At 65.1% G+C, this 23,181-nt stretch carries 18 protein-coding genes; 7 read left to right on the forward strand and 11 right to left on the reverse strand.

Annotation, left to right across the window (positions count from 1 at the left end; genetic code table 11):
• Window positions 1-17: 17 nt before the first annotated feature.
• The 3 genes from AC1DUN_RS02975 to icmF all read left to right on the forward strand — a co-directional run bounded on the left by AC1DUN_RS02975 (window position 18) and on the right by icmF (window position 6,059).
• Window positions 18-644: a TRAP transporter small permease subunit gene (locus AC1DUN_RS02975; protein WP_477712650.1), complete on the forward strand. Its 627-nt coding sequence runs from the start codon at window positions 18-20 to the stop codon at window positions 642-644.
• Window positions 645-2,591, forward strand: coding sequence for a TRAP transporter large permease (locus AC1DUN_RS02980; RefSeq protein ID WP_477712651.1), 1,947 nt, complete (start codon window positions 645-647; stop codon window positions 2,589-2,591). It abuts the gene before it with no gap.
• 144 nt (window positions 2,592-2,735) lie between these two features.
• Window positions 2,736-6,059, forward strand: a complete 3,324-nt coding sequence (icmF, locus tag AC1DUN_RS02985) for a fused isobutyryl-CoA mutase/GTPase IcmF (RefSeq protein WP_477712652.1) — start codon at window positions 2,736-2,738, stop codon at window positions 6,057-6,059.
• 47 nt (window positions 6,060-6,106) lie between these two features.
• On the opposite strand, the gene AC1DUN_RS02990 is transcribed toward icmF, so the two are convergent.
• The 3 genes from AC1DUN_RS02990 to AC1DUN_RS03000 form a co-directional block, all read right to left on the reverse strand.
• Complete coding sequence (locus AC1DUN_RS02990; RefSeq protein ID WP_477712653.1) at window positions 6,107-7,255, reverse strand: ABC transporter substrate-binding protein; 1,149 nt, start codon at window positions 7,253-7,255, stop codon at window positions 6,107-6,109.
• A 78-nt stretch (window positions 7,256-7,333) separates the two neighbouring features.
• Complete coding sequence (locus AC1DUN_RS02995; protein ID WP_477712654.1) at window positions 7,334-8,761, reverse strand: MmgE/PrpD family protein; 1,428 nt, start codon at window positions 8,759-8,761, stop codon at window positions 7,334-7,336.
• A gap of 107 nt (window positions 8,762-8,868) precedes the next feature.
• The gene (locus AC1DUN_RS03000; RefSeq protein WP_477712655.1) at window positions 8,869-9,843 is read right to left on the reverse strand and encodes a Bug family tripartite tricarboxylate transporter substrate binding protein; all 975 of its coding nucleotides are present in this window, start codon (window positions 9,841-9,843) and stop codon (window positions 8,869-8,871) included.
• Between the two features lie 175 nt (window positions 9,844-10,018).
• Here AC1DUN_RS03000 and AC1DUN_RS03005 point away from each other — a divergent pair, with 175 nt between their 5' ends.
• Window positions 10,019-10,924: a LysR substrate-binding domain-containing protein gene (locus tag AC1DUN_RS03005; protein ID WP_477712656.1), complete on the forward strand. Its 906-nt coding sequence runs from the start codon at window positions 10,019-10,021 to the stop codon at window positions 10,922-10,924.
• Between the two features lie 247 nt (window positions 10,925-11,171).
• On the opposite strand, the gene AC1DUN_RS03010 is transcribed toward AC1DUN_RS03005, so the two are convergent.
• The 7 genes from AC1DUN_RS03010 to speB form a co-directional block, all read right to left on the reverse strand.
• Window positions 11,172-12,116, reverse strand: a complete 945-nt coding sequence (locus AC1DUN_RS03010; protein ID WP_477712657.1) for a 2-hydroxyacid dehydrogenase — start codon at window positions 12,114-12,116, stop codon at window positions 11,172-11,174.
• Window positions 12,117-12,128: 12 nt separating this feature from the next.
• The gene (locus AC1DUN_RS03015; RefSeq protein WP_477712658.1) at window positions 12,129-12,884 is read right to left on the reverse strand and encodes a class II aldolase/adducin family protein; all 756 of its coding nucleotides are present in this window, start codon (window positions 12,882-12,884) and stop codon (window positions 12,129-12,131) included.
• Window position 12,885: 1 nt separating this feature from the next.
• Window positions 12,886-14,415: an amino acid ABC transporter permease/ATP-binding protein gene (locus tag AC1DUN_RS03020; RefSeq protein ID WP_477712659.1), complete on the reverse strand. Its 1,530-nt coding sequence runs from the start codon at window positions 14,413-14,415 to the stop codon at window positions 12,886-12,888.
• A gap of 214 nt (window positions 14,416-14,629) precedes the next feature.
• On the reverse strand, window positions 14,630-15,439 hold the full coding sequence (locus AC1DUN_RS03025; protein ID WP_477712660.1) for a transporter substrate-binding domain-containing protein: 810 nt from the start codon (window positions 15,437-15,439) through the stop codon (window positions 14,630-14,632).
• Window positions 15,440-15,489: 50 nt separating this feature from the next.
• Window positions 15,490-16,554, reverse strand: a complete 1,065-nt coding sequence (locus tag AC1DUN_RS03030) for an isopenicillin N synthase family dioxygenase (RefSeq protein ID WP_477712661.1) — start codon at window positions 16,552-16,554, stop codon at window positions 15,490-15,492.
• Window positions 16,555-16,556: 2 nt separating this feature from the next.
• A complete protein-coding gene (locus tag AC1DUN_RS03035) occupies window positions 16,557-17,432 on the reverse strand; it encodes a sugar phosphate isomerase/epimerase family protein (RefSeq protein ID WP_477712662.1) in 876 nt (291 codons plus the stop codon).
• Window positions 17,433-17,445: 13 nt separating this feature from the next.
• Window positions 17,446-18,399 (reverse strand): agmatinase, encoded by a 954-nt coding sequence (speB, locus tag AC1DUN_RS03040; protein WP_477664687.1) that lies wholly within the window; start codon window positions 18,397-18,399, stop codon window positions 17,446-17,448.
• A gap of 133 nt (window positions 18,400-18,532) precedes the next feature.
• Between speB and AC1DUN_RS03045 the strand changes: the two genes are divergently transcribed.
• The 3 genes from AC1DUN_RS03045 (at window position 18,533) to AC1DUN_RS03055 (ending at window position 20,741) form a co-directional block, all read left to right on the forward strand.
• The gene (locus AC1DUN_RS03045) at window positions 18,533-19,411 is read left to right on the forward strand and encodes a LysR family transcriptional regulator (RefSeq protein WP_477712663.1); all 879 of its coding nucleotides are present in this window, start codon (window positions 18,533-18,535) and stop codon (window positions 19,409-19,411) included.
• 134 nt (window positions 19,412-19,545) lie between these two features.
• Window positions 19,546-19,887, forward strand: coding sequence for a hypothetical protein (locus AC1DUN_RS03050; protein WP_477712664.1), 342 nt, complete (start codon window positions 19,546-19,548; stop codon window positions 19,885-19,887).
• 113 nt (window positions 19,888-20,000) lie between these two features.
• Window positions 20,001-20,741, forward strand: a complete 741-nt coding sequence (locus tag AC1DUN_RS03055; protein ID WP_477712665.1) for an ABC transporter substrate-binding protein — start codon at window positions 20,001-20,003, stop codon at window positions 20,739-20,741.
• Here the strand turns inward: AC1DUN_RS03055 and AC1DUN_RS03060 are convergent.
• Window positions 20,738-23,158: a TIM-barrel domain-containing protein gene (locus AC1DUN_RS03060; protein ID WP_477713121.1), complete on the reverse strand. Its 2,421-nt coding sequence runs from the start codon at window positions 23,156-23,158 to the stop codon at window positions 20,738-20,740. The genes AC1DUN_RS03055 and AC1DUN_RS03060 overlap by 4 nt on opposite strands.
• Window positions 23,159-23,181 lie beyond the last annotated feature (23 nt).

Here is a 23,181-nt window from a genome sequence, read left to right on the forward strand (position 1 = left end):
ACGCCACCGGAACCGCCATGAACGTTCAACGTCTCCTGCACACCGCCGACGCCATCAGCACCTGGGTGGGCAAGGCTTTTGCCTGGCTCATCGTGGTGCTGATGCTGCTGGTCTGCGCCGAGGTCTTCAAGCGCTACGCGCTCAACGCGCCGACGGCCTGGATCTTCGACGCCAACAACATGCTCTACGGCACGCTGTTCATGATGGGCGGCGCCTACACCCTGGCCCATGACGGCCATGTGCGCGGGGACTTCCTGTACGGCAACATGAAGCCGCGCACCCAGGCGCTGCTGGACCTGGTGCTGTACGTCCTGTTCTTCCTGCCCGGCATCGCCGCGCTGACCTGGGCCGGCTGGACTTATTTCAACGACTCGTGGTCCATCCATGAGCAGACCTTCAACGCCGACCCGATCCCGCTGTACCCCTTCAAGTTCGTGATCCCGCTGGCCGGCGCCATCGTGTTGATGCAGGGAATCGCCGAGATGATCCGCTGCGTGGTCTGCCTCAGGACCGGCGCCTGGACGCCCCGGCTCAGGGACGCCGAGGAGGCCGACGTGGTGGCGCAGCAGCTGGCCGGCAGCGAATTCGTCGACGAGGACGCCAAGCGGCTTGCCATCGAAAAATCCAAGGGAATGAAGGGATAGATGATGAGCAATGCTGCACTCGGCATGACCATGCTCTGCCTGATCGTGGTCGTGATCATGCTGGGCTTTCCCACCGCCTTCACCCTGATGGGCCTGGGCATCATGTTCGGCTTCGTCGCCTTCTACGACCCGTCGGCGCACTGGCTGGACAACAAAATATTCGACCTCATGGTGCAGCGCGCCTTCGGGGCCATGACCAATGAGACCCTGTTGTCCATCCCGCTGTTCGTGCTGATGGGCTATGTGATGGAGCGCGGCGCGCTGGTGGACAAGATGTTCCACAGCGTGCAGCTGGCCTTTCGCAGCGTGCCGGGCTCGCTGGCCGTCACCACGCTGATCATCTGCACCTTCTGGGGTATCGCCAGCGGCCTGGTGGGCGCGGTTGTGGTGCTGATGGGCGTGATCGCCATGCGGCCCATGCTCAACGCCGGCTACGACACCCGGCTGGCGGCCGGCGTGATCACCGCCGGCGGCACACTGGGCATCCTGATCCCGCCCTCGGTGATGATCATCGTCTACGCCGCCGTCGCCGGCCAGTCGGTGGTCAAGCTGTACGCCGCCGCCATGTTTCCCGGCTTCTTCCTGGCTTTGCTCTACCTCGTCTACATCATCGTCTGGGTGCTGATCAATCCGAAAATCGCGCCCAAGCTGCCGCCCGAGCAGCAGCAGGTGCCGGTGCCGCCCTGGCTGCACGCCGTTGCCGGCGCCTACTCGCACCGCATGCTGCCCGCGCTGCTGGCCGCCACCGCCTCACCCGGCCGCGCCCTGAAAGCCGGTGTGGACGGCATGAAGATCACGCGCGGCCTGCTGGCGCGCAGCCTGGGCCTGGCGCTGGTGCCGCTGGCACTGGCCGCCGTCACCCTGGGCGCCGTCTGGTGGTATGTGGTGATCCACTCCCAGGAAGACAACGTCGCCAGCGCCGCGGCGCAGGTGACCCAGCGGGCCCAGGCGCCCGCAGCGGCAGGCGCCGGAACCGGCCTGCAGGAGGCCCCCGGCGCCGAGGCGGTCCAGGCGCCGCCGTCCGCCGGCGGCGTGCAGGAACCGCCGGCCGAAACCAGCGGCCTGCAGGAGCTGTCGGCCCCGCCCGGCGCCGTCGGCGAGCCGGCCGCCGGCCCCGCCAAGGACGAGCCCATGCAGCAGTTCGGCGACCCGGCGGCCGAAGGGCCGCACACCGCCGCCGTTCCCGAGCTGTTCTTCACCGGCTTCTGGATCGCCTGCGCCATCACCTTGCTGCTGCTGGCCTGGTACTACTGGAAGTTCGACGCGGAGCAGTTCGAGATCCTGCGCCTGCTGGTGTCTTCCGTCATGCCGCTGGCCATACTTACTTTCGTCGTGCTGGCGGTGATCCTGTTCGGCATCACGACGGCCACCGAATCCGCGGCGGTCGGCGCGGCAGGCGCCTTCCTGATGGCCTGGCACGCCAAGACCCTGAACTTCCAGCGCATCAAGGAGGCGGTTTTCCTGACCGCCAAGACCACCTCCATGGTGTGCTGGCTGTTTGTCGGCTCGGCGCTGTTTTCGGCCGTGTTCGCCCTGCTGGGCGGACAGGCCGTGATCGAGAGATGGGTGCTGTCGATGGAACTCACGCCGCTGCAGTTCCTGCTGGTGTCGCAGGCCATCATCTTCATCCTCGGCTGGCCGCTCGAGTGGACCGAGATCATCGTGATCTTTGTGCCCATCTTCCTGCCGCTGCTGCAGCATTTCCAGATCGACCCCATCCTCTGGGGCGTGCTGGTCTTCGTCAACCTGCAGGCGGCCTTCCTGTCGCCGCCGGTCGCGATGAGCGCCTTCTACCTCAAGGGCGTTTCGCCTTCGCACGTGACCCTGAACCAGATCTTCGCCGGCATGATGCCCTACATGCTGATCGTGATCCTGTGCATGGTCTTCATGTACATCTGGCCGGGCATGACGCTCTGGCTGCCCAAGTTCCTGTACGGCGGCGGCTGACCGGCCGGTTCCGGCCCCGGGGCGCCCCAATCCCTTGCCCGGGCGCGGGCGCTTGAACAGCCCCCGCTTACGGAGTAAGATTGACGTTTACGTAAACGTCAACTACAGTGGGCGGGGCAGATACGCCACCGCCCGGAGACAACCATGACCGACATGTCCGCTGAATACAAAGCGCTCGCCAGCTATCGCCCCACGCACAAGGTGCGCTTTATCACGGCGGCCAGCCTGTTCGACGGGCATGACGCGGCCATCAACATCATGCGGCGCATCCTGCAGAGTATGGGCGCCGAGGTCATCCACCTGGGCCACAACCGCAGCGTTGACGAAGTCGTCACGGCCGCCCTGCAGGAAGACGCCCAGGGCATCGCCATAAGTTCCTACCAGGGCGGGCATGTCGAGTACTTCAAGTACATGGTCGACCTGCTCAAAAGCCGCGGCGGCGAGCACATCCAGGTCTTTGGCGGCGGCGGCGGCGTGATCGTGCCGCCCGAGATCCGCGAGCTGCATGCCTACGGCGTCACCCGCATCTACAGCCCCGAAGACGGCCAGAAGATGGGCCTGGCCGGCATGATCGGCGAGATGGTCATGCGCTGCGACAAGGACTTGACCGGCTTTGCGCCCAAAAACGTCAAGGCCATTGATGGCCATGGCGAGATGAACTGGCGGGCGCTGGCCCAGCTGATCACTGCACTGGAGAACGGGAAGGCGGATGCGGCGCTGGTTGACAAGGTGCGCACCCAGGCCGCCACTCGCAAGATCCCCGTGCTGGGCATCACCGGCACCGGCGGCGCCGGCAAGTCCTCGCTAACCGACGAACTGATACGCCGCCTGCGCCTGGACCAGAACGACAAGCTGCGCGTGGCCGTGATCAGCATTGATCCCTCGCGCCGCAAGAGTGGCGGCGCGCTGCTGGGCGACCGCATCCGCATGAACGCCATCAACCCCTGGACAGTTCCCGCGGCCGGCCAGAAGAACGCCGACAGCGGCCAGCGCGTCTTCATGCGCTCCCTGGCCACACGCGACTTCGGCTCCGAAATCAGCCAGGCCCTGCCCGACGTGATCGCCGCCTGCAAATGCGCGGGCTTTGACCTTATCGTCGTCGAGACCTCGGGCATAGGCCAGGGCGACGCCGCCATCGTGCCGCATGTGGATGTGCCCATGTATGTGATGACGCCCGAGTTCGGCGCGGCCAGCCAGCTGGAAAAAATCGACATGCTGGACTTCGCCGAGTTCATCGCCATCAACAAGTTCGACCGCAAGGGCTCGCTAGACGCCTTGCGCGACGTCTCCAAGCAGGTGCAGCGCAACAAGGAAGCCTGGAGCACGCCGGCCGACAAGATGCCGGTCTTCGGCACCATGGCCGCACGCTTCAACGACGACGGCGTGACCGCGCTCTACCAGGCCCTCAAGCCGCGCCTGGCCGCGCTGGGCCTGGCGCTCGAAGGCGGCGTGCTGCCCGCGGCCGGCGTGCGCCACAGCACCAACCAGACGCCGGTGGTGCCGGCCGCGCGCACGCGCTACCTGGCCGAGATCAGCGACACGGTGCGCGGCTACAAAAAGCGCGCCCGCGCCCAGGCCCAGCTCGCGCGCGAGGTGCAGCAGCTCAAGGCCGCTGCCGCCATGCTGAAAATCGACAAGCCTGACCGCGCACCGGCCGCCGAAGCCGCGCTGGACCTGGCAGGCCACCGCAAGGCCCGCATGGACGCCGACGCCCGAGCCCTGCTGGCCCAGTGGCCCGACATGCAGGCCGCCTATGCGGGCGATGAATATGTCGTGAAAATCCGCGACAAGGAAATCCGCACCGCGCTGACCACCAAGTCACTCTCGGGCACCACCATCCGCAAGGTGGCCCTGCCGCAGTACGAAGACCACGGCGAAATCCTCAAATGGCTGATGCTGGACAACGTGCCCGGCAGCTATCCCTATACCGCCGGCACCTTTGCCTTCAAGCGCGAGGGCGAGGACCCGACCCGCATGTTCGCCGGCGAGGGCGACCCCTTCCGCACCAACACCCGCTTCAAGCTGCTCAGCGAAGGCATGGCCGCCAAACGCCTGTCCACCGCCTTCGACTCGGTCACGCTTTACGGCAACGACCCGGCCCTGCGCCCCGACATCTACGGCAAGGTCGGCAACTCGGGCGTGTCGATTGCCACGCTCGACGACATGAAGGTGCTGTACGACGGCTTTGACCTGTGCAACCCATCCACCTCGGTCTCCATGACCATCAACGGCCCTGCGCCCACCATCCTGGCCATGTTCATGAACACGGCCATCGACCAGAACCTGGACAAGTTCAAGAAGGACAACGGCCGCGACCCGACCGCCACCGAAGCCGCCAAGATACGCGAATGGGTGCAGGAGAATGTGCGCGGCACGGTGCAGGCCGACATCCTGAAAGAAGACCAGGGCCAGAACACCTGCATCTTCTCCACCGAGTTCAGCCTCAAAGTCATGGGTGACATCGCCCAGTACTTTGTGCACAACCGGGTGCGCAACTTCTACAGCGTCTCCATCAGCGGTTACCACATCGCCGAGGCCGGCGCCAACCCCATCAGCCAGCTGGCCTTCACGCTGTCCAACGGTTTTACCTTTGTCGAAGCGTATCTCGCGCGCGGCATGCACATCGACGACTTTGCGCCCAACCTGAGCTTTTTCTTCAGCAACGGCATGGACCCGGAGTACACCGTGATGGGCCGCGTCGCGCGCCGCATCTGGGCCGTGGCCATGAAGGAAAAATACGGCGCCAACGAACGCAGCCAGAAGCTCAAGTACCACATCCAGACCTCGGGCCGCAGCCTGCATGCGCAGGAAATCCAGTTCAACGACATACGCACCACGCTGCAGGCGCTGATCGCGATTTACGACAACTGCAACTCGCTGCACACCAACGCGTTTGATGAGGCCATCACCACGCCCACCGAGGAATCGGTGCGCCGCGCCATGGCCATCCAGCTCATCATCAACCGCGAATGGGGCCTGGCGAAGAACGAGAACCCCTCACAGGGCGCCTTCATCATCGAAGAACTTACCGAGCTGCTCGAGGAAGCGGTACTCAGCGAGTTCGAGCGCATCGCCGAGCGCGGCGGCGTGCTGGGCGCCATGGAAACCGGCTACCAGCGCGGCCGCATCCAGGACGAGTCCATGCACTACGAGATGCTCAAGCACACCGGCGAGCTGCCCATCATCGGCGTCAACACCTTCCGCAACCCGCACGGCGACGCGGTGCAGGACAAGCTCGAACTGGCCCGCTCCACCGAGGAAGAAAAACAAAACCAGCTCAAGCGCCTGGACGACTTCCACCGCCGCCACGCCGCCGAATCACCGGCCATGCTCAAGCGCCTGCAACAGGCCGTGATCGAAAACCTCAATGTGTTCGAGGTGCTGATGGACGCGGTGCGCGTCTGCTCGCTGGGGCAGATCACCAATGCGCTGTTCGAAGTGGGTGGGCAGTACCGGCGGAATATGTAAATCGCCGGGGGCTGCTCACCCAACTGATCAATGGCAAATTATTTGAGCTATTGACGAACCCTTCCAGCACTGGTGACGATGGATAACTCGACGAAGCTGGAGCCAGAGCGCTGTCCGGGTTTAAAGCTGATCACGTAACCACCAAGGTCAAAATTGCTCATGCCGTCCAAGGCTAGAACGGTCCCTTCGCGGCTGGGCCTGCTGCCTTGGCGGCGTATCGCCTCGGAAATGACGCGAGCGGCGATGTAGCCCTCCATCATGGCGTAGCTCACAGGCACTTCCAGGCTGCGCGCCTTGGCTGCAATGTCGGCAAATTCCTTGACGAGCGGGTTGGAGACCTTGTACGGACTTGGCGTCACTTGGGCGATAGCCACACCTTGCATCTGCTCCGGAGACAGCCGTTTGGAGAGTTGCTCGATGTCGGCGCCCGAGTGCGCAAGCAGTTGAGCCGCGCCGCCGGCGATACGGTACTTCTCAATAAAGCCGGCCGCAGCAGCCCCGCTGGAAACCATGATGATCGCTTGCGGCTGCATGTTCATGAAAGTGTCCACGGCGTCAGTGACGTTGACCGTGTTTGCGACGTAGGAGCCGCGTCCCTCGATAGTCGCCCCGGCTTTCCTGGCCGCATCCTCGGCCGCGGCGATGACCGAAGTCGAGCCCGGCCCAGCCTCATGGAAAAATCCCAGGCGCTTGATCCCGATGGTGGCCAGATGCTCGATGAGTCTGGAAATCTCGTCGCGCAGGCCTGCCCGCACGCTATAGAGGTAGGGAGCGTCCGGCTGGATCTCCGAAGTGCGGTAACCCACCAGGGCAATCTTCTCTTTTGCCAAAATGCCTGCAGACACCAGACCGGCCACATTCCTGCCGCCAAAGTAACCGGCCAGGACCAGCGGCTTATCTTCAGCAATCATCTGCTTTGTCAAGGTGACGGTGTCCTCGGGTGCTCCCCCGTCGTCCTTGCGCAAGAGTGTGAACTTATGACCGTTGATGCCGCCGGCCTTGTTCAGGGCGGTGAAATGCAATTGCATGCCGGCGGCGTAAGCGCGGCCCTGACCGGCCTCCGGCCCTGACATGGGGCCGACCTGGCCCACCACGATCTCGGCGGCGAGTATCGGACCCGTTCCCGTCACAAGGGCAGCCACGGCCAGTGCCGTCAGGGCCTTGGCGAAAGCCGACGATAAACAACGCTTGCGCATGATGAGAGTTTCCTTTTGTGCTGCGAATCTGACGGACCTGGGTATCGATCAGCGGTCAGCAAGGCCGTATTCCAGGGATCAAGGAAGGGACTCTGGCCTGCCTCTTCGTGGGCGGCCGAAACGTGTACCGTCATCGACCTCGGCTTCGAACTGCAGCTGCGCCAGCAGTTGGCGAACCTTGACGCCTTGCGGCCTGGCAAGGCTGTCGCGAAGCGGTGCCAGGCGCTCCTCCGGAAGGATGCCCGTCGTGCATTGTTCGAATTTGATTTGCCGCTCCAAGGCCGAAAACGGATTCAGGAATGACCCTTTGGCGTGTTGAACGACGCGTTCCAGGCGTCGTCCGTCCTTCAAGGTCACGGCTGTGGTGTGGGCAAGCAGCTGCGTCGCGGTTTCTGTACGTGCCGGGTTCAAGCGCAATTCGACGCGTGGCATGAGCCGCCGGGTCATATCGTCATGCACCGCTTGCGGCGTGAAGTCGGCCAAGGTGACCGTGCCGTAACGGAGCATCGTGGCCACCGCGTAAGGCATGGAGAACATGGCTTCGCGGGGATTCCTGGGTTCCGGGTATTTGAGGTTCACCAGGTTGACGCGCCCCACCCATGTTTCGACACGCTCAACGTCCTCCATGCCGAATCGGTATTCGGTGGCGAGGGCTTGCAACGCGTCCAGGCAGCGGTGTGTGGACGCGCAGTTGGGATACAGCTTGAACGCCAGGCCGTGGCTGTCGATCGCCAGCGGACCGTCACCGACCGCAGCCACGGACTGCCAGTCGGCCGCAGAGCCCCCGGCGTAGAGCGCGCCAAACCCGTGCGGGCCTTCCAGGGCTTTCTCGCTGCCCGTGACGCCCGACGCTGCCAGCGATGCGGCCAGGACACCGCCTTGCGCCGCCAGTCCGGCATGTACGGGTTTCGTGTCGGTGCCGAACTGGACCTTGGGTCCAGCTGCCATGGAAACGGCCAGGCTCAGGGCATGCGTCATCCTGGCCGCGTCCAGCCCAAGCAGTCTGCCGCAAGCGACTGCGGCAGCGATCACGCCAATGGTTTGAGTGCCGTGCCAGCCTTTTTCGGCATGAGACCGGTCCATCGCCATCCCGACGCGGGCCATCACCTCGCTCCCGACGATCAGCGCGTCCAGCACGGCGTCCAGCGTGGCGTCAAGCTCGTGGGCTTGGGCCAGAATGGCTGGGATCACAGCGCAGCCAAAATGGCCACCAGCGACGAAAAACATCTCATCCAGCTCCCGCGCATGGGCGGCCGTGCCGTTGGCCAGCGCACTGAAGGCGGCACAAGTCCCGGTGTTGCTACCCACCACCGGGACCGGTCCCGCGACACGCAATCCCGCCCGTACCGAGGCGCAAACCGGATCCCCCGCGCCTGCCACCATGGCGGCGATGGTGTCCTCCAGGGAGTGCTCTGCCGTGCGCAGGGTGGATTCGCCCCAATGATTGGGGACCGTGGCGGCCCAGTGCGCGAGAACATGGGTAGCGGGAACGGAGGAACTGGGCATGCTTGTCTTTGAGGTGTGTTTGGTATGGGGTGCGCCTGTCAGCGCATCCTTGTGTGAAGCGAATAGCCGAAACGCAACTGCAGGCCTACGCGAAAGGCCAGGCAACATCAGTCAAGCTTTACGCCGGCGTTACGGATCACGTCACCCCATTTTTTCGCCTCGCTGTCGATATGCGTCTTGAAAAACTCGGGCGTTCCGCCGAGCGCGACCTGCCCCACTTGCGCGAATTCGGCCTTTGTCGCAGGTGCCTGCAGCCAGTTGTTGATTTCGCGGTTCAGGCGCAGGATCACCGGCCGGGGCGTGCCCGCCGGAGCCACAATGCCGCCCCAGGCTACGACCTCGAAGCCTGCAATGCCGGCCTCCTCCATGGTCGGAACATCCGGCAGCAGCGCCGAGCGACGTTTGCTGGTGACCGCGAGCGCACGCACCTTGCCCGACTGGATGGCGCCCACCATGGACGGCAGGTTGTCAAACATGAAGTCGATCTGCCCGCCGATCAGGTCAGTCTGCGCCTGCGGGGCCCCGCGGTAGGGAATGTGGCTGAAGCTGATGCCGGCTTTTTCCTTGAGGATTTCGCCGCTGAGGTGGCTGGTGGTGCCGTTGCCGCCGGAACCCATGGTCAGACTGCCCGGGTGGCTCTTGGCATAGACGACCAATTCGCGCACCGAGGTTGCGGGCAGGCCATGGCGGACCACCAGCACATTGGGCACCTGCGAGAGCACGGCCACCGGCACCAAGTCTTTGTCGGGGTTGTAGGGCATCTTGGAAATCAGGCTGCGGTTGATGGCCATGGTCACGATATTGCCGAAGCCCAACGTGTAGCCATCGGGCTTGGCGGTGGCCACCGCCTGCATGGCGATGGTGCCTGCCGCGCCCGGGCGATTCTCGACGATCACCGATTGCTTGAGCTTGTCCTGCAGGTAGTAGGCCAGTTTGCGGCTGGTCTGGTCGGGCGTACCGCCGGCGGCCGAGGGCACGATCAGTTTGATAGGCTGGGTGGCGGGCCAATCCGCCGCCAGGACGGTGCCAGCCAGCGTGGCCGCCGCCAGCAGCAGTACAAGGCGTGCTTGAAATTTCGACATCTATAACTCCAACTTCTGTTCTTGAGGGGCCCCTTACCGGGCGCCCTGAATATCTGACATGCGCGATGGCCTGTCCAACGGAATAAACGAATGCCCCCCTGCATTTATTTCATGGCCACACAGCCTTTTTCATTGCGGACGAATCGATGCCATGCCAATAATGGCCGTAACCGCCATGAAATATCCGACGCAGCGCCACCTGCCCTCCATCGTCAACCTCAACACCTTCGAGGTGATTGCGCGGCGCCTGAGCATCACTGCCGCCGCCGATGAACTGGGCCTGACGCAAAGCGCGGTGAGCCGCCAGCTGTCGGACCTGGAGGGCTTTGTCGGCGTTGCGCTGTGCCGGCGCACAACCAGCGGGATGGAGCTGACGGTTGACGGTGCCAGCTACCTGCGGCGGGTACGAACCCTGCTGGACGAGCTGGAGTCAGCGACCATCGCCGCGTCCATGGGCTCCATGCCGGGCAAGATACTGCGGCTGTCTGTGCCCACGACCTTTGGCACGCTGTGGGCCATGCCACGGCTGTGCGCCTTCGCCACCGCGCACCGGCAGATCCAGCTGGACGTGGCCACGCATACCGGGCCCATCAGCATGCGCGACTCGGGGCTGGACGCGGCCATCGTCCACTGCGAAGGGCCGGAGCCTGGCTGCGTGGCCGACCTGCTGCACCCTCTGCACTCCTTTCCTCTTGCGGCGCCCACCCTGAGCCGGCTGGCGGCGCCGCTGACGGGCGCGCAAATGGCAGCACTGCCCTTGCTGCACCAGAGCATGGCGCCCAACTCATGGGCGGCCTACCTGCGGCAGCTGGGCGCGTCTGTAGAAGTCCCGATGCCGGGCGCCCACTACGGTCTGCTGTCGCTTGGATTGATGGCGGCAGAAGCCGGCCTGGGCGTCGCATTGGCGCCGGACTATGCGAGCGCCTCGGCGCTGCAAGCCGGGCGCCTGATCAAACTGAATGACAAGCCCTTCATTTCGCCGCGCAGTTACTTTCTGGTGACGACGAACGAGCGCGCCAAGGCGCCCGTCATCCAATCGCTGCGCCAGTGGTTGACGGGCCAGTCGCCGCCTGGCCCCTGACGCTGCGGCGGTGGCCTGCTGAATGAGGCAGAGGCGGCGTGATTCAACACACGTGGACGGGGAGGATAGAGACTGCTGCCGCCGTTTTTTGACGCTTCATCTCAGGACGGCAACGGGCTCCTGATTGACACTCTGGTAGAGATGCCGGCGGCTGCGCGGATGCGGGCAGATCACCAATGCGCTGTTTGAGGTGGGTGGGCAGTACCGGCGGAATATGTAGGCTGGCCCCTATGAATAGGACTGCCCGTTAATAACCCACGCTGCGGTCCACGGCATTGAGCACCGGCCGGCCGCTGCGCACGCGCTGCAGGTTGTCCAGGATCTGGCCAACGATGGCCGCCGGCTGCGCGGCCGAAGCCATGTGCGGCGTGACCACCACCCGTGGGTGCGTCCATAGCGGGTTCGATGCCGGCAACGGTTCCTGGGCAAACACATCGAGCACCGCACCGCGCAGATGGCCTTGGTCCAGCGCCTGCAGCAGGTCCTCGACCACCAAATGCTCGCCCCGGCCGCAATGCACCAGCGCCGCACCGGGTTTCATGGCCTGCAAGAACTCGCGGTTCAACAGCCCGCGGGTGGCGTCGGTCAGCGGCAGCAGGCAGACCAGCACATCGGGCTCGCGCAGGAAAGCCTTCAGCGTCTGCGGTCCCGCATAAGCAGTGACACCGTCGATGGCGTGCGCCGAGCGCGACCAGCCGCTGACGGCAAAACCCTGGGCCCGCAGCACCCGGGCCACGTGGCTGCCCAGTACACCCAGGCCCAGCAGCCCTACATGGGTTTGGCCGGCGGCTTTTTGTGCCGGCATCTTCCACAGGCGCTGCGCCTGCTGCTGCTGCGCCTGGTCCAGCGCACGGTGGTAGTACAGCACGGCCCACAGCACGTACTCGGCCATGCCGGCGGCCAGGCCGGGGTCCACGATGCGGCAGACCGGCACCTCGGGACGCGGCTGGGCCGGGCCTAGAACATGGTCAACCCCGGCGGCAATCGACGAGGCCAGGCGCAGATTCGGCAGGCTGCGCATCAAACCGGCGGGCGGATACCAGCCGGCCACGGCCTCGACATCGGCGGGATCGGGCATGTCGGGCCACAGGCGTACCTGCAGGCCGGGCACGCAGCGCGCGGCCTCGTGCTGGAAGAGCGTGTGCAGGTCGCTCAGGTCATCGGTGGCACTACAGAGCAGCAGAGTCGGCATGCAGGTACAGGGTCAATCGCGGTAAGAGGGATCGATGCGGTCCAGCCGGCGCAGCCAGGCCTGCCAGAGGACCTGGCGCTCGTGCTCCACGCTCTGCAGCTGCTCGCAGGCGTGCTGGCTCAGGTGCGCGGGGATTTCGGTGACCGGGCCGGCGGTGGCGGCCATCTGGCTGGCCGCCATCTGGATCTCGCAGGCGCGGTTCAGGTAGAACATGATGCAGAACGCGTCGGCCACGGTGCTACCCACCGACAACAGGCCATGATGCCGCAGCAGCAAGGCGATGTTCGCGCCCAGCGACTGCTGGATGCGCTCGCGCTCGCCCAGGTCAAACGCCACGCCCTCGTAGGCATGCACGCCCACACGCTGGTAGAACTCGGCGCTGATCTGGTTCAGCTGCAGCAACCCGCCCTCGCAGGCCGCCACCGCCATGCCGGCCAGGGTGTGGGTGTGCAGCACGCAGTGCGCGTCGTCGCGCGCCATGTGCACGGCGCTGTGGATGGTGAAGCCGGCCACGTTGTAATCGGAGCCACCCGACACCACGCGGCCGCGCATGTCCACCACCAGCAGGTCGCTGGCGCGCACTTCCTCAAACAGCAGGCCGAAGGGGTTGATCAGGAAGCGGTCGTCTTGCGGCGCCGCGCCGTCCGCGCGCGGCAGCCGCACCGAGAAGTGGGTGTACAGCGTGTCGTCCCAGCCGAACAGTGCGGCCAGGCGATAGGCGGCCGCCAGGTCGCGGCGCAGGGTGGCTTCATCAGAGCTAGGGCTCATCTCAGGATTCCAATCCCATGAATCGACGCACGCGCTGCGTTGTGCCATCCGGCGCGTCGGGTTGTTGTATCTGCCGCGGCGCGGCGTCGAGCTGGATCAGGCCGTTCTCCATGAACAGCACACGGTCGGAGATCGCCAGCGCGAAGTCCATTTCGTGGGTCACGATCACCATGGTCATGCCCTCTTGCGCCAGGTCCTGGATCACCTTCAACACCTCGCCGACCAGTTCGGGGTCGAGGGCCGAGGTCGGCTCATCGAACAGCATCACGTCGGGCGACATGGCCAGCGCGCGGGCAATCGCCACGCGCTGCTGCTGGCCGCCGGACAGCTGGTGCGGGTACTTGTGCTGGTGTGCCAGCAAGCCGACCTTGTCGAGCAGTTTCTGGGCCCGGGTCTGGCGCTGCCCGGCATCCGCGGGCTGGCCGTGGTAGCACGGCGCCAGCAGCACATTGTCCAGCACGCTGAGGTGCGGGAACAGGTTGAAGCTCTGGAAAGCCATGCCGATGCGGCGTACGCCCTTGCGCACCCGGCGGCTCTCCAGAGATTCGTGGGCGTGGATGTGGCTTTCGCCGAACAGGATGATCTCGCCCTGGTCGATCTTCTCCAGAGCGTTGATGGTGCGGATCAGCGAGGTTTTCCCCGAGCCGGACGGGCCGATGATGGAGATCACCTGGCCTGCGCCGACCTGCAAACTGACGCCCTTGAGCACCTGGTGCGCACCGTAGGCCTTGTGGATGTTGCGCAGCTCCAGGGCGGCAGGCTGGCCGGGGGCCGCAACCACCGGGCGTATCGCCGCCGGGCCGCCGAGACGGCTGCGCAGGCTGGCGCAGGCCGCATCGTCCAAAGTGGTGGGGCGGCGCAGCTGCAGGTCCAGGCGCTTTTCCAGCCAGCCCAGCAGCGTGCTGAATACGGTGACCAGCATCACGTAATACACCGCCACGCCCAGCAGGGTTTCCATCACCAGGAAATTTTGCGAATACAGCCGCAAGCCGGTCATCAGGAGCTCGGGCAACGAGATCACCGAGACCAGCGAGGTCAGCTTGATGATGGTGACGAATTCGTTGATCAGCGTGGGCAGCGCAATGCGAAACGCCTGCGGCACCACGATCAGCCGCATCGCGCCAAAGCGACCCAGGGCCAACGCGCGGCCTGCCTCGCGCTGGCCGCGCGCCACCGACAGCAGGCCGCCGCGGTGAATTTCCGCCATGTAGGCGGCCTCGGTCAGCACCATGGCGACCAGGCCGGCAAAAAACGGCTCGCCGATCACGCCGCGGCTTGCCGGAAAGATCTGCGGCAGGTTGAATACGAACACCACCACCACCAGCAAGGGCACGCTTCGGAACAACCAGATATAAACCCTCGCCAACGCACTGACCCAACGGGTCGCAGAGATGCGCGCACAGGCCAGGAAGAAACCCAGCACCAGGCCCAGCGTCCAGGCCAGTGAGCCCAGTTGCACCACGGTCACACACGCCCGCCAGAAAACCCTCATGGAAAACAGCGAGAAAAAATACGACCAATCCAGTTCCATGCAAAGGCTCCAGGAGGCAAAACTATCGAAAAGGCGCAGCAGCGCCACGCCCTCGCGTGTTGACTTGCTTGACAACGGCTCCCCAGGCGCAGGCAGGCAGGCAGGATGCCCCCTCCCGTAGAAGCCGTGGAACCGGCTTCGCCGGGCCACGGGCATCGCTCCGTGCAAGGGGACAGGCGAAAGATGCGCAGCACTGCAGCCTGGGGGTGAGACCTTACTTTGCCGCGATCGGCTCAAGGTCGTACTTCTTGACCAGGGCCGCGTACTCGCCGCTGGCTTTCACGGCAGCCAGGGCTTTCTCAAACGCCTGGTACAGGGCCGTGTTGCCCTTCTTCACGTAGATGCCCAGGGTTTGCGGATACACCAGGCCCGTCGAGCTGATGGCGATGCGGCCCTTGCTGCGCTCTGCAAGCATCTTCGCGGCGCCGGCAATCTCAAGCTGCGCCTGGACGTTCTTGGACAGCAGGGCTTGCGACACCTCGGGCGCGGTGGGGAACTCGCTCACCGCCACGGCGGGCTTGCCGTTCGGCACGCAGTATTCGGCGGACAGCTTTTTCAGCGCGGCAACCCAGCTGGTGCCCTGCTGCAAGCCCACTTTCAGGCCGCACAACTCCTGCTCGGTCTTGGGTGCGACGCCGCCGTCCTTGGCCACCATGATGGACGCGCCGGTGCGGGCATAGGCGATGGCATCGGCCTGGGCGGTGCGCTCCGGGGTGATGTACATGCCGGAGATCACCGTGTCGAACTGGCCGCTGCCCAGGCCGAGAATCAGGCTGGGAAACTTGGTGTCCACGAAGGCGGGCTTGGTCTTCATCTCGCGGCCCAGCATTTCGGCCACATCGGGGTCGAAGCCCACCACCTTGTCGCCTTGCCAGGATTCAAATGGAGGATAGGTGATCTCCATGCCGACCTTGATCTGGCCGGGCACGATGGTTTGGGCGAATGCGGCGACCGGCAGCAAGGCCGCCAGTGCGACAGCCAGCAGGCTGCGGTTGAGGGACGCGGTACGGATGGTTTTCATCATGGTAGCTAACTCCTGGGGTGGGTGGACGAACAAGGGAAACGAAAAAGGGTTCAGGCGCCGGCCTGGGACTTCAGGTGGCCGAAGCTGTTCGGCTTCAGCGCGCCGTCGGGCAACGCAATCTCACCGGCCTGCAGCTTGCGTTTGAGGTAGGTGTAGGTCTGCTGGGCTTGCGAATACATGTGCTCGCCGATCGACAGCTCGCTGTAGCGGGTGGTCGCGGCGCCCTTCGCGAACTGCGGCAGCGGCCGGATGCGGGTGTGGTAATCGCAGGCGAAGAACAGCGGGAAGGAATAGCGCTCATGCTGCACCTTGCGGACACGGTGCGAAGTGGCGGGGAAAGCGCCGGCGGTCATCACTTCCAGCATGTCGCCGATGTTGATCACGAAAGCCTCTTCACCGTTTGGGCCGGCTTCGGCATACGGCGGCGCATCGATCCATGCGCCCTGGTCGTTCAGCACCTCCAGGCCCGGCTGGTCGGCCAGCAGCAGGGTGAAGCACTCGTAGTCGGTATGCGCGCCTATGCCGGGGGCGTCGACGGCCTCGGTGTCCACCGGGTAGTGGATCAGCCGCAACTTGGACGGCGGGCAGGTCACCAGGGCCTCGAAGGCGTCTTCGGGCTGGCCCAGCGACAAGGCAAAACCACGGAACAGCTGGCGGCCGAGCGCGAACACGGCCGCGTAGTAGCCGGCCACGGCGGCTTTGAACCCGGGCAGATCCGGCCACTTGTTGTTGCCGATCAGCGGTGTGCCGGCCAGTACCAGCGGGTGGTCATCCGGCGTCTCGAAGCCGATGTCAAACGCCTCCTTGTGGTCGGGCCGGCCTTTGGAATACACCTCTTCGCCCTCGGGCACATAGCCTTTATGGCCCCAGGATTCACCGATGTAGTAGCGCATCTTCCACTCCATCGGCTGCGCGAACAGGGTGCGGCCGGCCTGGCGCAGGCCGGCGATCAGCCCGGCATCGATGCCGTGGCCGACGACGTAGAAAAAGCCCACATCGCGGGCTGCCGCACCGAGTGCGTCGGCCACCGCCTGGCGTTGCGCCAGGCTGTCGCTAAAGAGGCCGCGGATGTTGATCACGGGCAAGGCCGTGAAATTACGTTGTCCGGGTTGCATGGTCAGGGTCCTGCCGTGGTGTGAGGTTGAGAAAGGTGGTGTTGCGACCAGCGTTCGAAATGCCGCCGTTCTTCCAGCGCCATCCAGCGATTCACCTGCCACAGGTCCGCCACCGGGCTGCGGGTGTAGGGCAGCAGATGCATGTAGCCGTCGGGGCCGAACTCGGGGGTCAGCGTGGTGGTGGCGTAGCCCTTGCGCAGCTGCAGCGCCCAGACCGACTCCCAGATGCGTTGGTGGAACGCCAGCTCGGCGGCGTATTCGGGCGCGGCCGGGTCGGGCACCTGCGGGCCCTGGGCGTAGGCCACGCGGGCCTGAACATGGTGCACGCGCTCCAGGAACGGCGTCAGGTCGTCCAGCGGGTCGTCCAGCAGGCGCTCGCACACCACCACCCAGTGGCTGATGTCGGCCGTGTACTGCAGCTGCGGCAGCTGGCGCACAATGTCCAGCGTGACCCAGGGGCTGTACAGCGAGCTTGCGCGGTGGGTTTCAAAAGTGCAGGCGATGCCCGCGGCATCGGCCAGGGCCTGGGCCCGGCCCAGAAAATCCACCTGCGCCGCCAGCGGCCAGCGGTCGTTGCCGGCCAGCAAGTTGACGAAACGGGGAGCCAGTTCCGCCGCGGCATCGAAGGCCCGTGCCAGGTGCCGTAAATGCACCTGCGGCCCGTCTTGCTGGCGCGGAATCACATCGGCGCCGCTGAACACGGTGGCGATGTAGTCCAGCGCTTCGGCCTGCAGGCTGCCACGCAGCGCGCGCCGCGCCGGTGCATCCATCGGCAGGCGGGCCTCCAGGCCGGCGCAACCGGCTTCGCGCAGCTGGGCCACGCACGCGGCCATATCGCCTTGCGCACCCCAGGTAGAGCGGAATATCTTGAGTTCCATGGACAAAGAGCTGTTAGCGGTACGCCACGCCGGGCAGTACACACAGCATTTCGTAAAGCAAGTTCGCTGCCAGCTGGGAGGTATTGCCGCTGAGGTCATACGGCGGCGACACCTCGACCAGGTCACAGCCGACGATGTTCATGCCACGGCAGCCGCGCACGATTTCCAGCGCCTGGATGGCGGTCAGGCCGCCGACCTCGGGTGTACCGGTGCCGGGTGCCCAGGCGGGGTCTATGCCGTCGATGTCAAATGTGAGGTACACCGGCCTGTCGCCGATCTGGGCCCGCGCCTCGGCCATCAGCGGCGCCAGCGACTGGTACCAGCATTGCTCGGCCTGCACCAGGCGAAAGCCCTGGTCCACGCCCCACTGGAAGTCGCCGCTCGCATAGCCTTGCGCGCGCTGGCCGATCTGGACCACGCGGCCGCAGTCCAGCAAGCCCTCTTCCACCGCACGCCGGAAGGTGGTGCCGTGGGCGATTTTTTCACCGAACATGTCGTCGTTGGTGTCGGTATGGGCGTCCACATGCACCAGGGCCACGGGGCCGTGCTTGCGCGCGATGGCCCGCAGAATCGGCAGGGTGATGGTGTGGTCGCCGCCCAGGGTCATGGGCACCACCGGGTACTGCATCAGCCGGGTATAGCTGTCCTCGATGATGCGCACCGACTCCAGCAGGTTGTAGGTATTGATGGCCACGTCGCCGATGTCCGCCACGGCCAGGGAATCGAAGGGGGCGGCGCCCGTGGCCATGTTGTAGGGCCGGATCATCACGGACTCGGCCCGGATCTGGCGCGGCCCGAAGCGGGTGCCGGCGCGCAGCGAGGTACCAATGTCCAGGGGCACGCCGATAAAGGCCGCATCCAGGCCCTCGGCCGTCTCCATGGCGGGCAGCCGCATCATGGTGGCGCGGCCGGCAAACCGGGGCATCTCGTTGCCGCTTTGGGGTTGGTACAGAACTTTGGACACCATGCATAGGCCTTTTCATGTGGCAGCTCGCCTGCGGGCTGCGATGGGTCGAACTTTAGCCAGTCTGGGTTATGAAAAAATAGCAGTAACCAAATAATCAGTTTTAGAATTTCATAACTAAATACAAGGTCGTCCCATGGCACAAAGCGCTGACCTCAAGCTGTTGCGGATTTTTGCGGCCGTGGCCCGCCACCAGGGTTTTGCCCGGGCGCAGCAGGAGCTGAACCTCACCACCTCGGCCATCAGCACCTATATGGCCCAGCTGGAAAGTGATGTCGGCTTCTCGCTGTGCCGGCGCGGACGTGGCGGCTTTGCGCTGACGGCCAAGGGTGAGTTGCTGCTGTCGGAAACCCTGCGCGTGCTGGGCGAGCTGGACAGCTTTGATCTCTACACCCGGTCGCTCAAGGGCGAGCTCGGCGGCACGCTGAAGATGGGCGTGCTCGACACCACGGTGACCGATGCCTCGCTGCCGCTGGCCCAGGCGATAGGGGTGTTTTCCGGCAAGTACCCGGGCATGCACCTGAGCCTGATGATCCGCAGCCCCTATGAGCTGCAGAAGGGCCTCCTCGACAACGAACTCGACATCGCCGTGGGCTTCTTCCCCGCCAAAGCCAATGGCCTCGTCTATCAGCCGCTCTACCGCGAGCAGCAATGGCTGTATTGCAGCGACCGGCATCCCTGCTTTACACAGAAGAAACTGCAGCCAGCGGTGGTTTCCGAACTCAACGTAGTGAGCCGCAGCTACTGGAGCCAGACCGAGCTGGGCCGGCACGGCTTCAAGCGCAGCGTGGCCACGGTGGAGAGCATGGAAGCCCAGCTGATCCTGATACTGTCGGGCGGCTACATCGGCTATCTGCCCGAGCACTATGCCCAGTCCTGGGTCGAGCAGGGCCGGCTGAAGGTGCTGCTGCCCGCCGAGTTTGGCTACCAGTCGCAGTTTTCTCTGGCCTTGCGCCGCGGCCGCAGCCGCGAACTGCCGCTGCAGGCCATGCGCGAGCTGCTGCAAAAGCTTTAGCCGCCCGCCGCGGTATGTCGGCCCGATGGACACGGCTTCACCGGGCTCAAGGCCTCGATGCAAGACCCCTGGCGCGCTTTTGATGCAAAGATGGGGACAGACTTCAGCGCGAATCAACACCTATGCACAAAACCATGATTTCCATGATCGCCGCGTCCATCGCCGCTGCGGCGCTCCTAGCTTTCTGGATCAAGCGCGAGCACAGGCCGGAAGAGACCATCGCCGCGACCCGGGCCTACATCGAAGGCGTAGAGGCTGAGGCCGGCTGGAAAGCCCGTTTGCGCGGCTGCATCAACCCGAGCTCGTTCACACCCTTCCAGACCAATGGCAACCGCCTTCGCCGCCTGGCGGGCAAGCAGGACCCGGACCCGGCGGAAGTCAGCGTGGATTTTTTTGATTGCTCGGTTCGCTTCTACCTGCGCAAGCAAAGCTCAGGGGTCTGGCAGGTCTACAAGGTTCAGAGCCATGCGGGCTAGGGCCTGGTGCCCTTGAACCTGCCCAGCCTGCTGGAGTGCGGGCACTACTCCGGCACATCGCACAATTCGAAGAAAATCACCAACATCCTCGCCACCTGAAAAAGGAAACCTCGATGGCCACCAACGCCTCGCTTGCCAAGCTGTTTGCGCCAACCGGAACGCTGCGCGCCTCCATCAACCTGGGCAACCCCATCCTGGCCAATGCCGACCCGGCCACGGGCGCGCCTTTCGGTGTGTCCATAGACCTGGCAAAAGCCTTTGCGCAGCGGCTGGGCGTGCCCCTGGAACTGGTGGTGCTGGATACTGCGGCCAAGTCCGTGCAGGCGGTGAACGAGGAGCGTGCTGATTTTGGTTTTTTTGCGATCGACCCGGTGCGCGGCAAGGAGATCGCGTTCACCGCGCCCTATGTGCTGATCGAGGGCTGCTACCTGGTGCGCGAAGACTCCCCGTTAAGCGCAAACGAAGAGGTGGACAAAACCGGCCGCCGCGTCGCGGTGGGCCTGGGCAGCGCTTACGACCTGTTCCTGACCCGGGAACTCAAGCACGCCGAAATCGTCAGGGCGCCAAGCTCGCCGACCACGGTGGCCACTTTTATCGAACAAAACCTCGATGTCGCGGCCGGCGTCAAGCAGCAGCTGGAAGCCGATGCCCGGCAGAGGGGTGGATTGCGTTTGCTGCCGGGCCACTTCATGGTGATACGGCAGGCCATGGGCGTGCCCAAGACGCGCGGCGAAGCGGCCGCTGACGAGCTGCGCGCTTTTGTCGAAAAGATGAAGGCCAGTGGTTTTGTGGCCGAGGCCCTGGCGCGCCATGGCATAGAAGGCGCCGCGGTGGCGCCGCCGGGCCAAGGCTAAAGCTTTAGCGTCAGCCGCCGCCAGGCGCCTTCCTGCTGCTCCTGCGCGAGCACCGCACCGGCAAAGCTGAGCTTGCGTTGCTCGGCGGCGGGCAGCAGCAAGACCAGGGTGTCTTGCACAGGCGGCTTAGCGCCCTCGCGGGATACAGCGATGTGCAGGCCTTGTTCGCTGGACTCAACGCGCAGGCGCCACTGCCCATAAGCCCCGCTGCGCCAGGCCTGGCTATGGCCGTCGTCTTCAAAGCAGCTGGCCTCAAAACCGCCCTCACCCTGCTGCGGAAAGACCTGGAAGCCGCGCACATCCTGCGCGCTGGCAAAATGGACCTCGCCGAGGTTGAGCGGTATTGCGCAGCCTTCGCGCGCGAGCACAGGCGGCGGGCCGTCCAGCGGCGCCTCCAGCGTTATGGACTGGCCGGCATCAAAGCGCCGCGCCGTGTGCACCTCGTACCAGCCCCCGGTGCCGGGCAGCCATACGGGGCGCTGCGTCTGGCCGGGTTCGACCACTGACGCGACCAGCAAGTTGGCACCCAGCAGCATGTCGTCGTTTTCCTCCAGGCAGCGCGCATCTTCGGGGAAGTCGTGGTAGGTCGGGCGGATGATGGGCTCGTAGGCGCTGTGGTAGCGCCACACCAGGTCGTACAGATAAGGCATGAGCCGGTAGCGCAGGCGTATCAGCGCGCGTACCTGGGGCGTGGCCTCGGGGTACATCCAGGGTTCGTTGACGGTCTTGTCGTCGTTCCACGAATGGATGCTGAAGCGCGGCAAAAAGATGCCGTGCTGCACCCAGCGCAGCAGCAACTCGGGCCCGGGCGCGGGCCCGGAGAAGCCGCCTATGTCATGCCCGGTGTTGGAGACGCCCGACATCGCCAGGCCCAGGCCCATGCGGATGTTGTAGCGCAGCGTCTCCCAGGCCGTGTAGTTGTCGCCCGACCAGGTCTGCACATAACGCTGCATGCCGGCGGCGCCTGAGCGCGACACCAGGTAAGGCCGCTCGGCGGGCGCGAACTCGGTCTGCGCGGCGTGCGAGGCCTGCATCATCAACAGGGTCTGCAGTGGGCGCACCTCGCGCGCGGGCCGCGGCGCGCCGAAGCCGTGGGCCAGCGCCTTGTCGCTCCAGATTTCGTATTCGTTGTTGTCGTTCCAGGTGGCTGGAATGCCGTATTGCAGCAGCTGTTCGGTGACCTGCTTTTTCCACCAGGCAATGGTCTTGGGGTTGGTGAAGTCGAGGTAAGCGCCGGTGCCGTCCCAGAACTGGATGGCGGTGGGCTGGCCGTCCGGATCCTGCACCAGCAGGCCGGCTTGCCGGGCTTCCTCGAAGCGCGGGTGGTTGCTGAGCAGCGCGGGCTTGATGTTGGGCACCAGGCGCACGCCGCGGTCGAGGTAGCTCTGCACAAAGCGCGCGGGGTCGGGGAATTTGTCGCGGTTCCAGTGGAACACATAACGCCCCCCGCCTATGGAGGTGTAGCCCGAGGACAGGTGAAAGGAGTCGCAGGGAATGTCGTGCTCTTCGCAGCGCTCGAGGAATTCGCCCATGCGCTCCTGCGCATTCGGCGCGTCGGTGTAGCTCATGGTCGAGCCCGAATAACCCAGCGCGTAGCGCGGCGGGAAGATGGGCCGGCCAGTGAGCCAAGTGTAGCGGCGCGTGATGGCGGCCGGGCCGTCGCCGGCGATGTAATACAGGTCGAGGTCGCCGTGGTCGGCCACGAAGTAGCGGTAGTGGCCGTGGTAGTTGTCCATCTCGCGGCCCATGTCAAAGCTGCAGTCGGACAGGGTGTCGTAGAACAGGCCGTAGCTCAAACCGGCGTCGTGCTCGCCACCCTTGCGCGTGATGTAGAAGGGGATGTGTTTGTACAGCGGGTCGGTGCTGCGCGCGCTGTAGCCCATGGGGTCCAGGTTGCACATGCGGTAGCGCTGGCCGGCGCGGTTGGCGTCGCCGGCGCGCTCGCCCAGGCCGAAGTAGGCCTCGCCGCGCTCGCGCTGCAGGTAGTGGTAGACCTTGTCGTCCCACCAGCCGAAGTTGTAGCTCTGGGTGGGGCGGTCGGCGGCGCTGGCCTGCCAGCGGCCCTGGTGCCGGCTTTCCCAGTTGCAGAAGAAGCCCTTGAGCGTGATGCTCAGGCGCACGGCGGCGGTGCTGATGCGCAACTGCGCGCCGTCCTGCACAAGCTCACACGCAAAATCGGGCAGCGAAAAGCCGCTCAGGTCAAATCGGTCGCGGCCTTCGGCGGGCAGGTTCTCCAGGCCGGGCGCCACGGTCCAGCTGCGCGGCATCTGCGGCCGGCCCTGCGGCAGCAGCATCACGCGCACGATGTCTTCTTCAAGCACCCAGATGTGGGCCACGGCGGCGCCGTCGCTGCCCAGCACAAGGTGGTTACCGCTGCGGGATTGCAGGGCGAATACGGGGGGATGGTCCAGGCGCATGGCGGGCGTGTCGTGTGGGATGG

It is taken from the genome of Polaromonas sp. P4_F6 (genome assembly GCF_056401275.1).

Coding starts and splice junctions, on each gene's coding strand:
- AC1DUN_RS02975 (WP_477712650.1), top strand. CDS start 18: ATGAACGTTCAACGTCTCCTGCACACCGCCGACGCCATCAGCACCTGG.
- AC1DUN_RS02980 (WP_477712651.1), top strand. CDS start 645: ATGATGAGCAATGCTGCACTCGGCATGACCATGCTCTGCCTGATCGTG.
- icmF (WP_477712652.1), top strand. CDS start 2,736: ATGACCGACATGTCCGCTGAATACAAAGCGCTCGCCAGCTATCGCCCC.
- AC1DUN_RS02990 (WP_477712653.1), bottom strand. CDS start 7,255: ATGCGCAAGCGTTGTTTATCGTCGGCTTTCGCCAAGGCCCTGACGGCA.
- AC1DUN_RS02995 (WP_477712654.1), bottom strand. CDS start 8,761: ATGCCCAGTTCCTCCGTTCCCGCTACCCATGTTCTCGCGCACTGGGCC.
- AC1DUN_RS03000 (WP_477712655.1), bottom strand. CDS start 9,843: ATGTCGAAATTTCAAGCACGCCTTGTACTGCTGCTGGCGGCGGCCACG.
- AC1DUN_RS03005 (WP_477712656.1), top strand. CDS start 10,019: ATGAAATATCCGACGCAGCGCCACCTGCCCTCCATCGTCAACCTCAAC.
- AC1DUN_RS03010 (WP_477712657.1), bottom strand. CDS start 12,116: ATGCCGACTCTGCTGCTCTGTAGTGCCACCGATGACCTGAGCGACCTG.
- AC1DUN_RS03015 (WP_477712658.1), bottom strand. CDS start 12,884: ATGAGCCCTAGCTCTGATGAAGCCACCCTGCGCCGCGACCTGGCGGCC.
- AC1DUN_RS03020 (WP_477712659.1), bottom strand. CDS start 14,415: ATGGAACTGGATTGGTCGTATTTTTTCTCGCTGTTTTCCATGAGGGTT.
- AC1DUN_RS03025 (WP_477712660.1), bottom strand. CDS start 15,439: ATGATGAAAACCATCCGTACCGCGTCCCTCAACCGCAGCCTGCTGGCT.
- AC1DUN_RS03030 (WP_477712661.1), bottom strand. CDS start 16,554: ATGCAACCCGGACAACGTAATTTCACGGCCTTGCCCGTGATCAACATC.
- AC1DUN_RS03035 (WP_477712662.1), bottom strand. CDS start 17,432: ATGGAACTCAAGATATTCCGCTCTACCTGGGGTGCGCAAGGCGATATG.
- speB (WP_477664687.1), bottom strand. CDS start 18,399: ATGGTGTCCAAAGTTCTGTACCAACCCCAAAGCGGCAACGAGATGCCC.
- AC1DUN_RS03045 (WP_477712663.1), top strand. CDS start 18,533: ATGGCACAAAGCGCTGACCTCAAGCTGTTGCGGATTTTTGCGGCCGTG.
- AC1DUN_RS03050 (WP_477712664.1), top strand. CDS start 19,546: ATGATTTCCATGATCGCCGCGTCCATCGCCGCTGCGGCGCTCCTAGCT.
- AC1DUN_RS03055 (WP_477712665.1), top strand. CDS start 20,001: ATGGCCACCAACGCCTCGCTTGCCAAGCTGTTTGCGCCAACCGGAACG.
- AC1DUN_RS03060 (WP_477713121.1), bottom strand. CDS start 23,158: ATGCGCCTGGACCATCCCCCCGTATTCGCCCTGCAATCCCGCAGCGGT.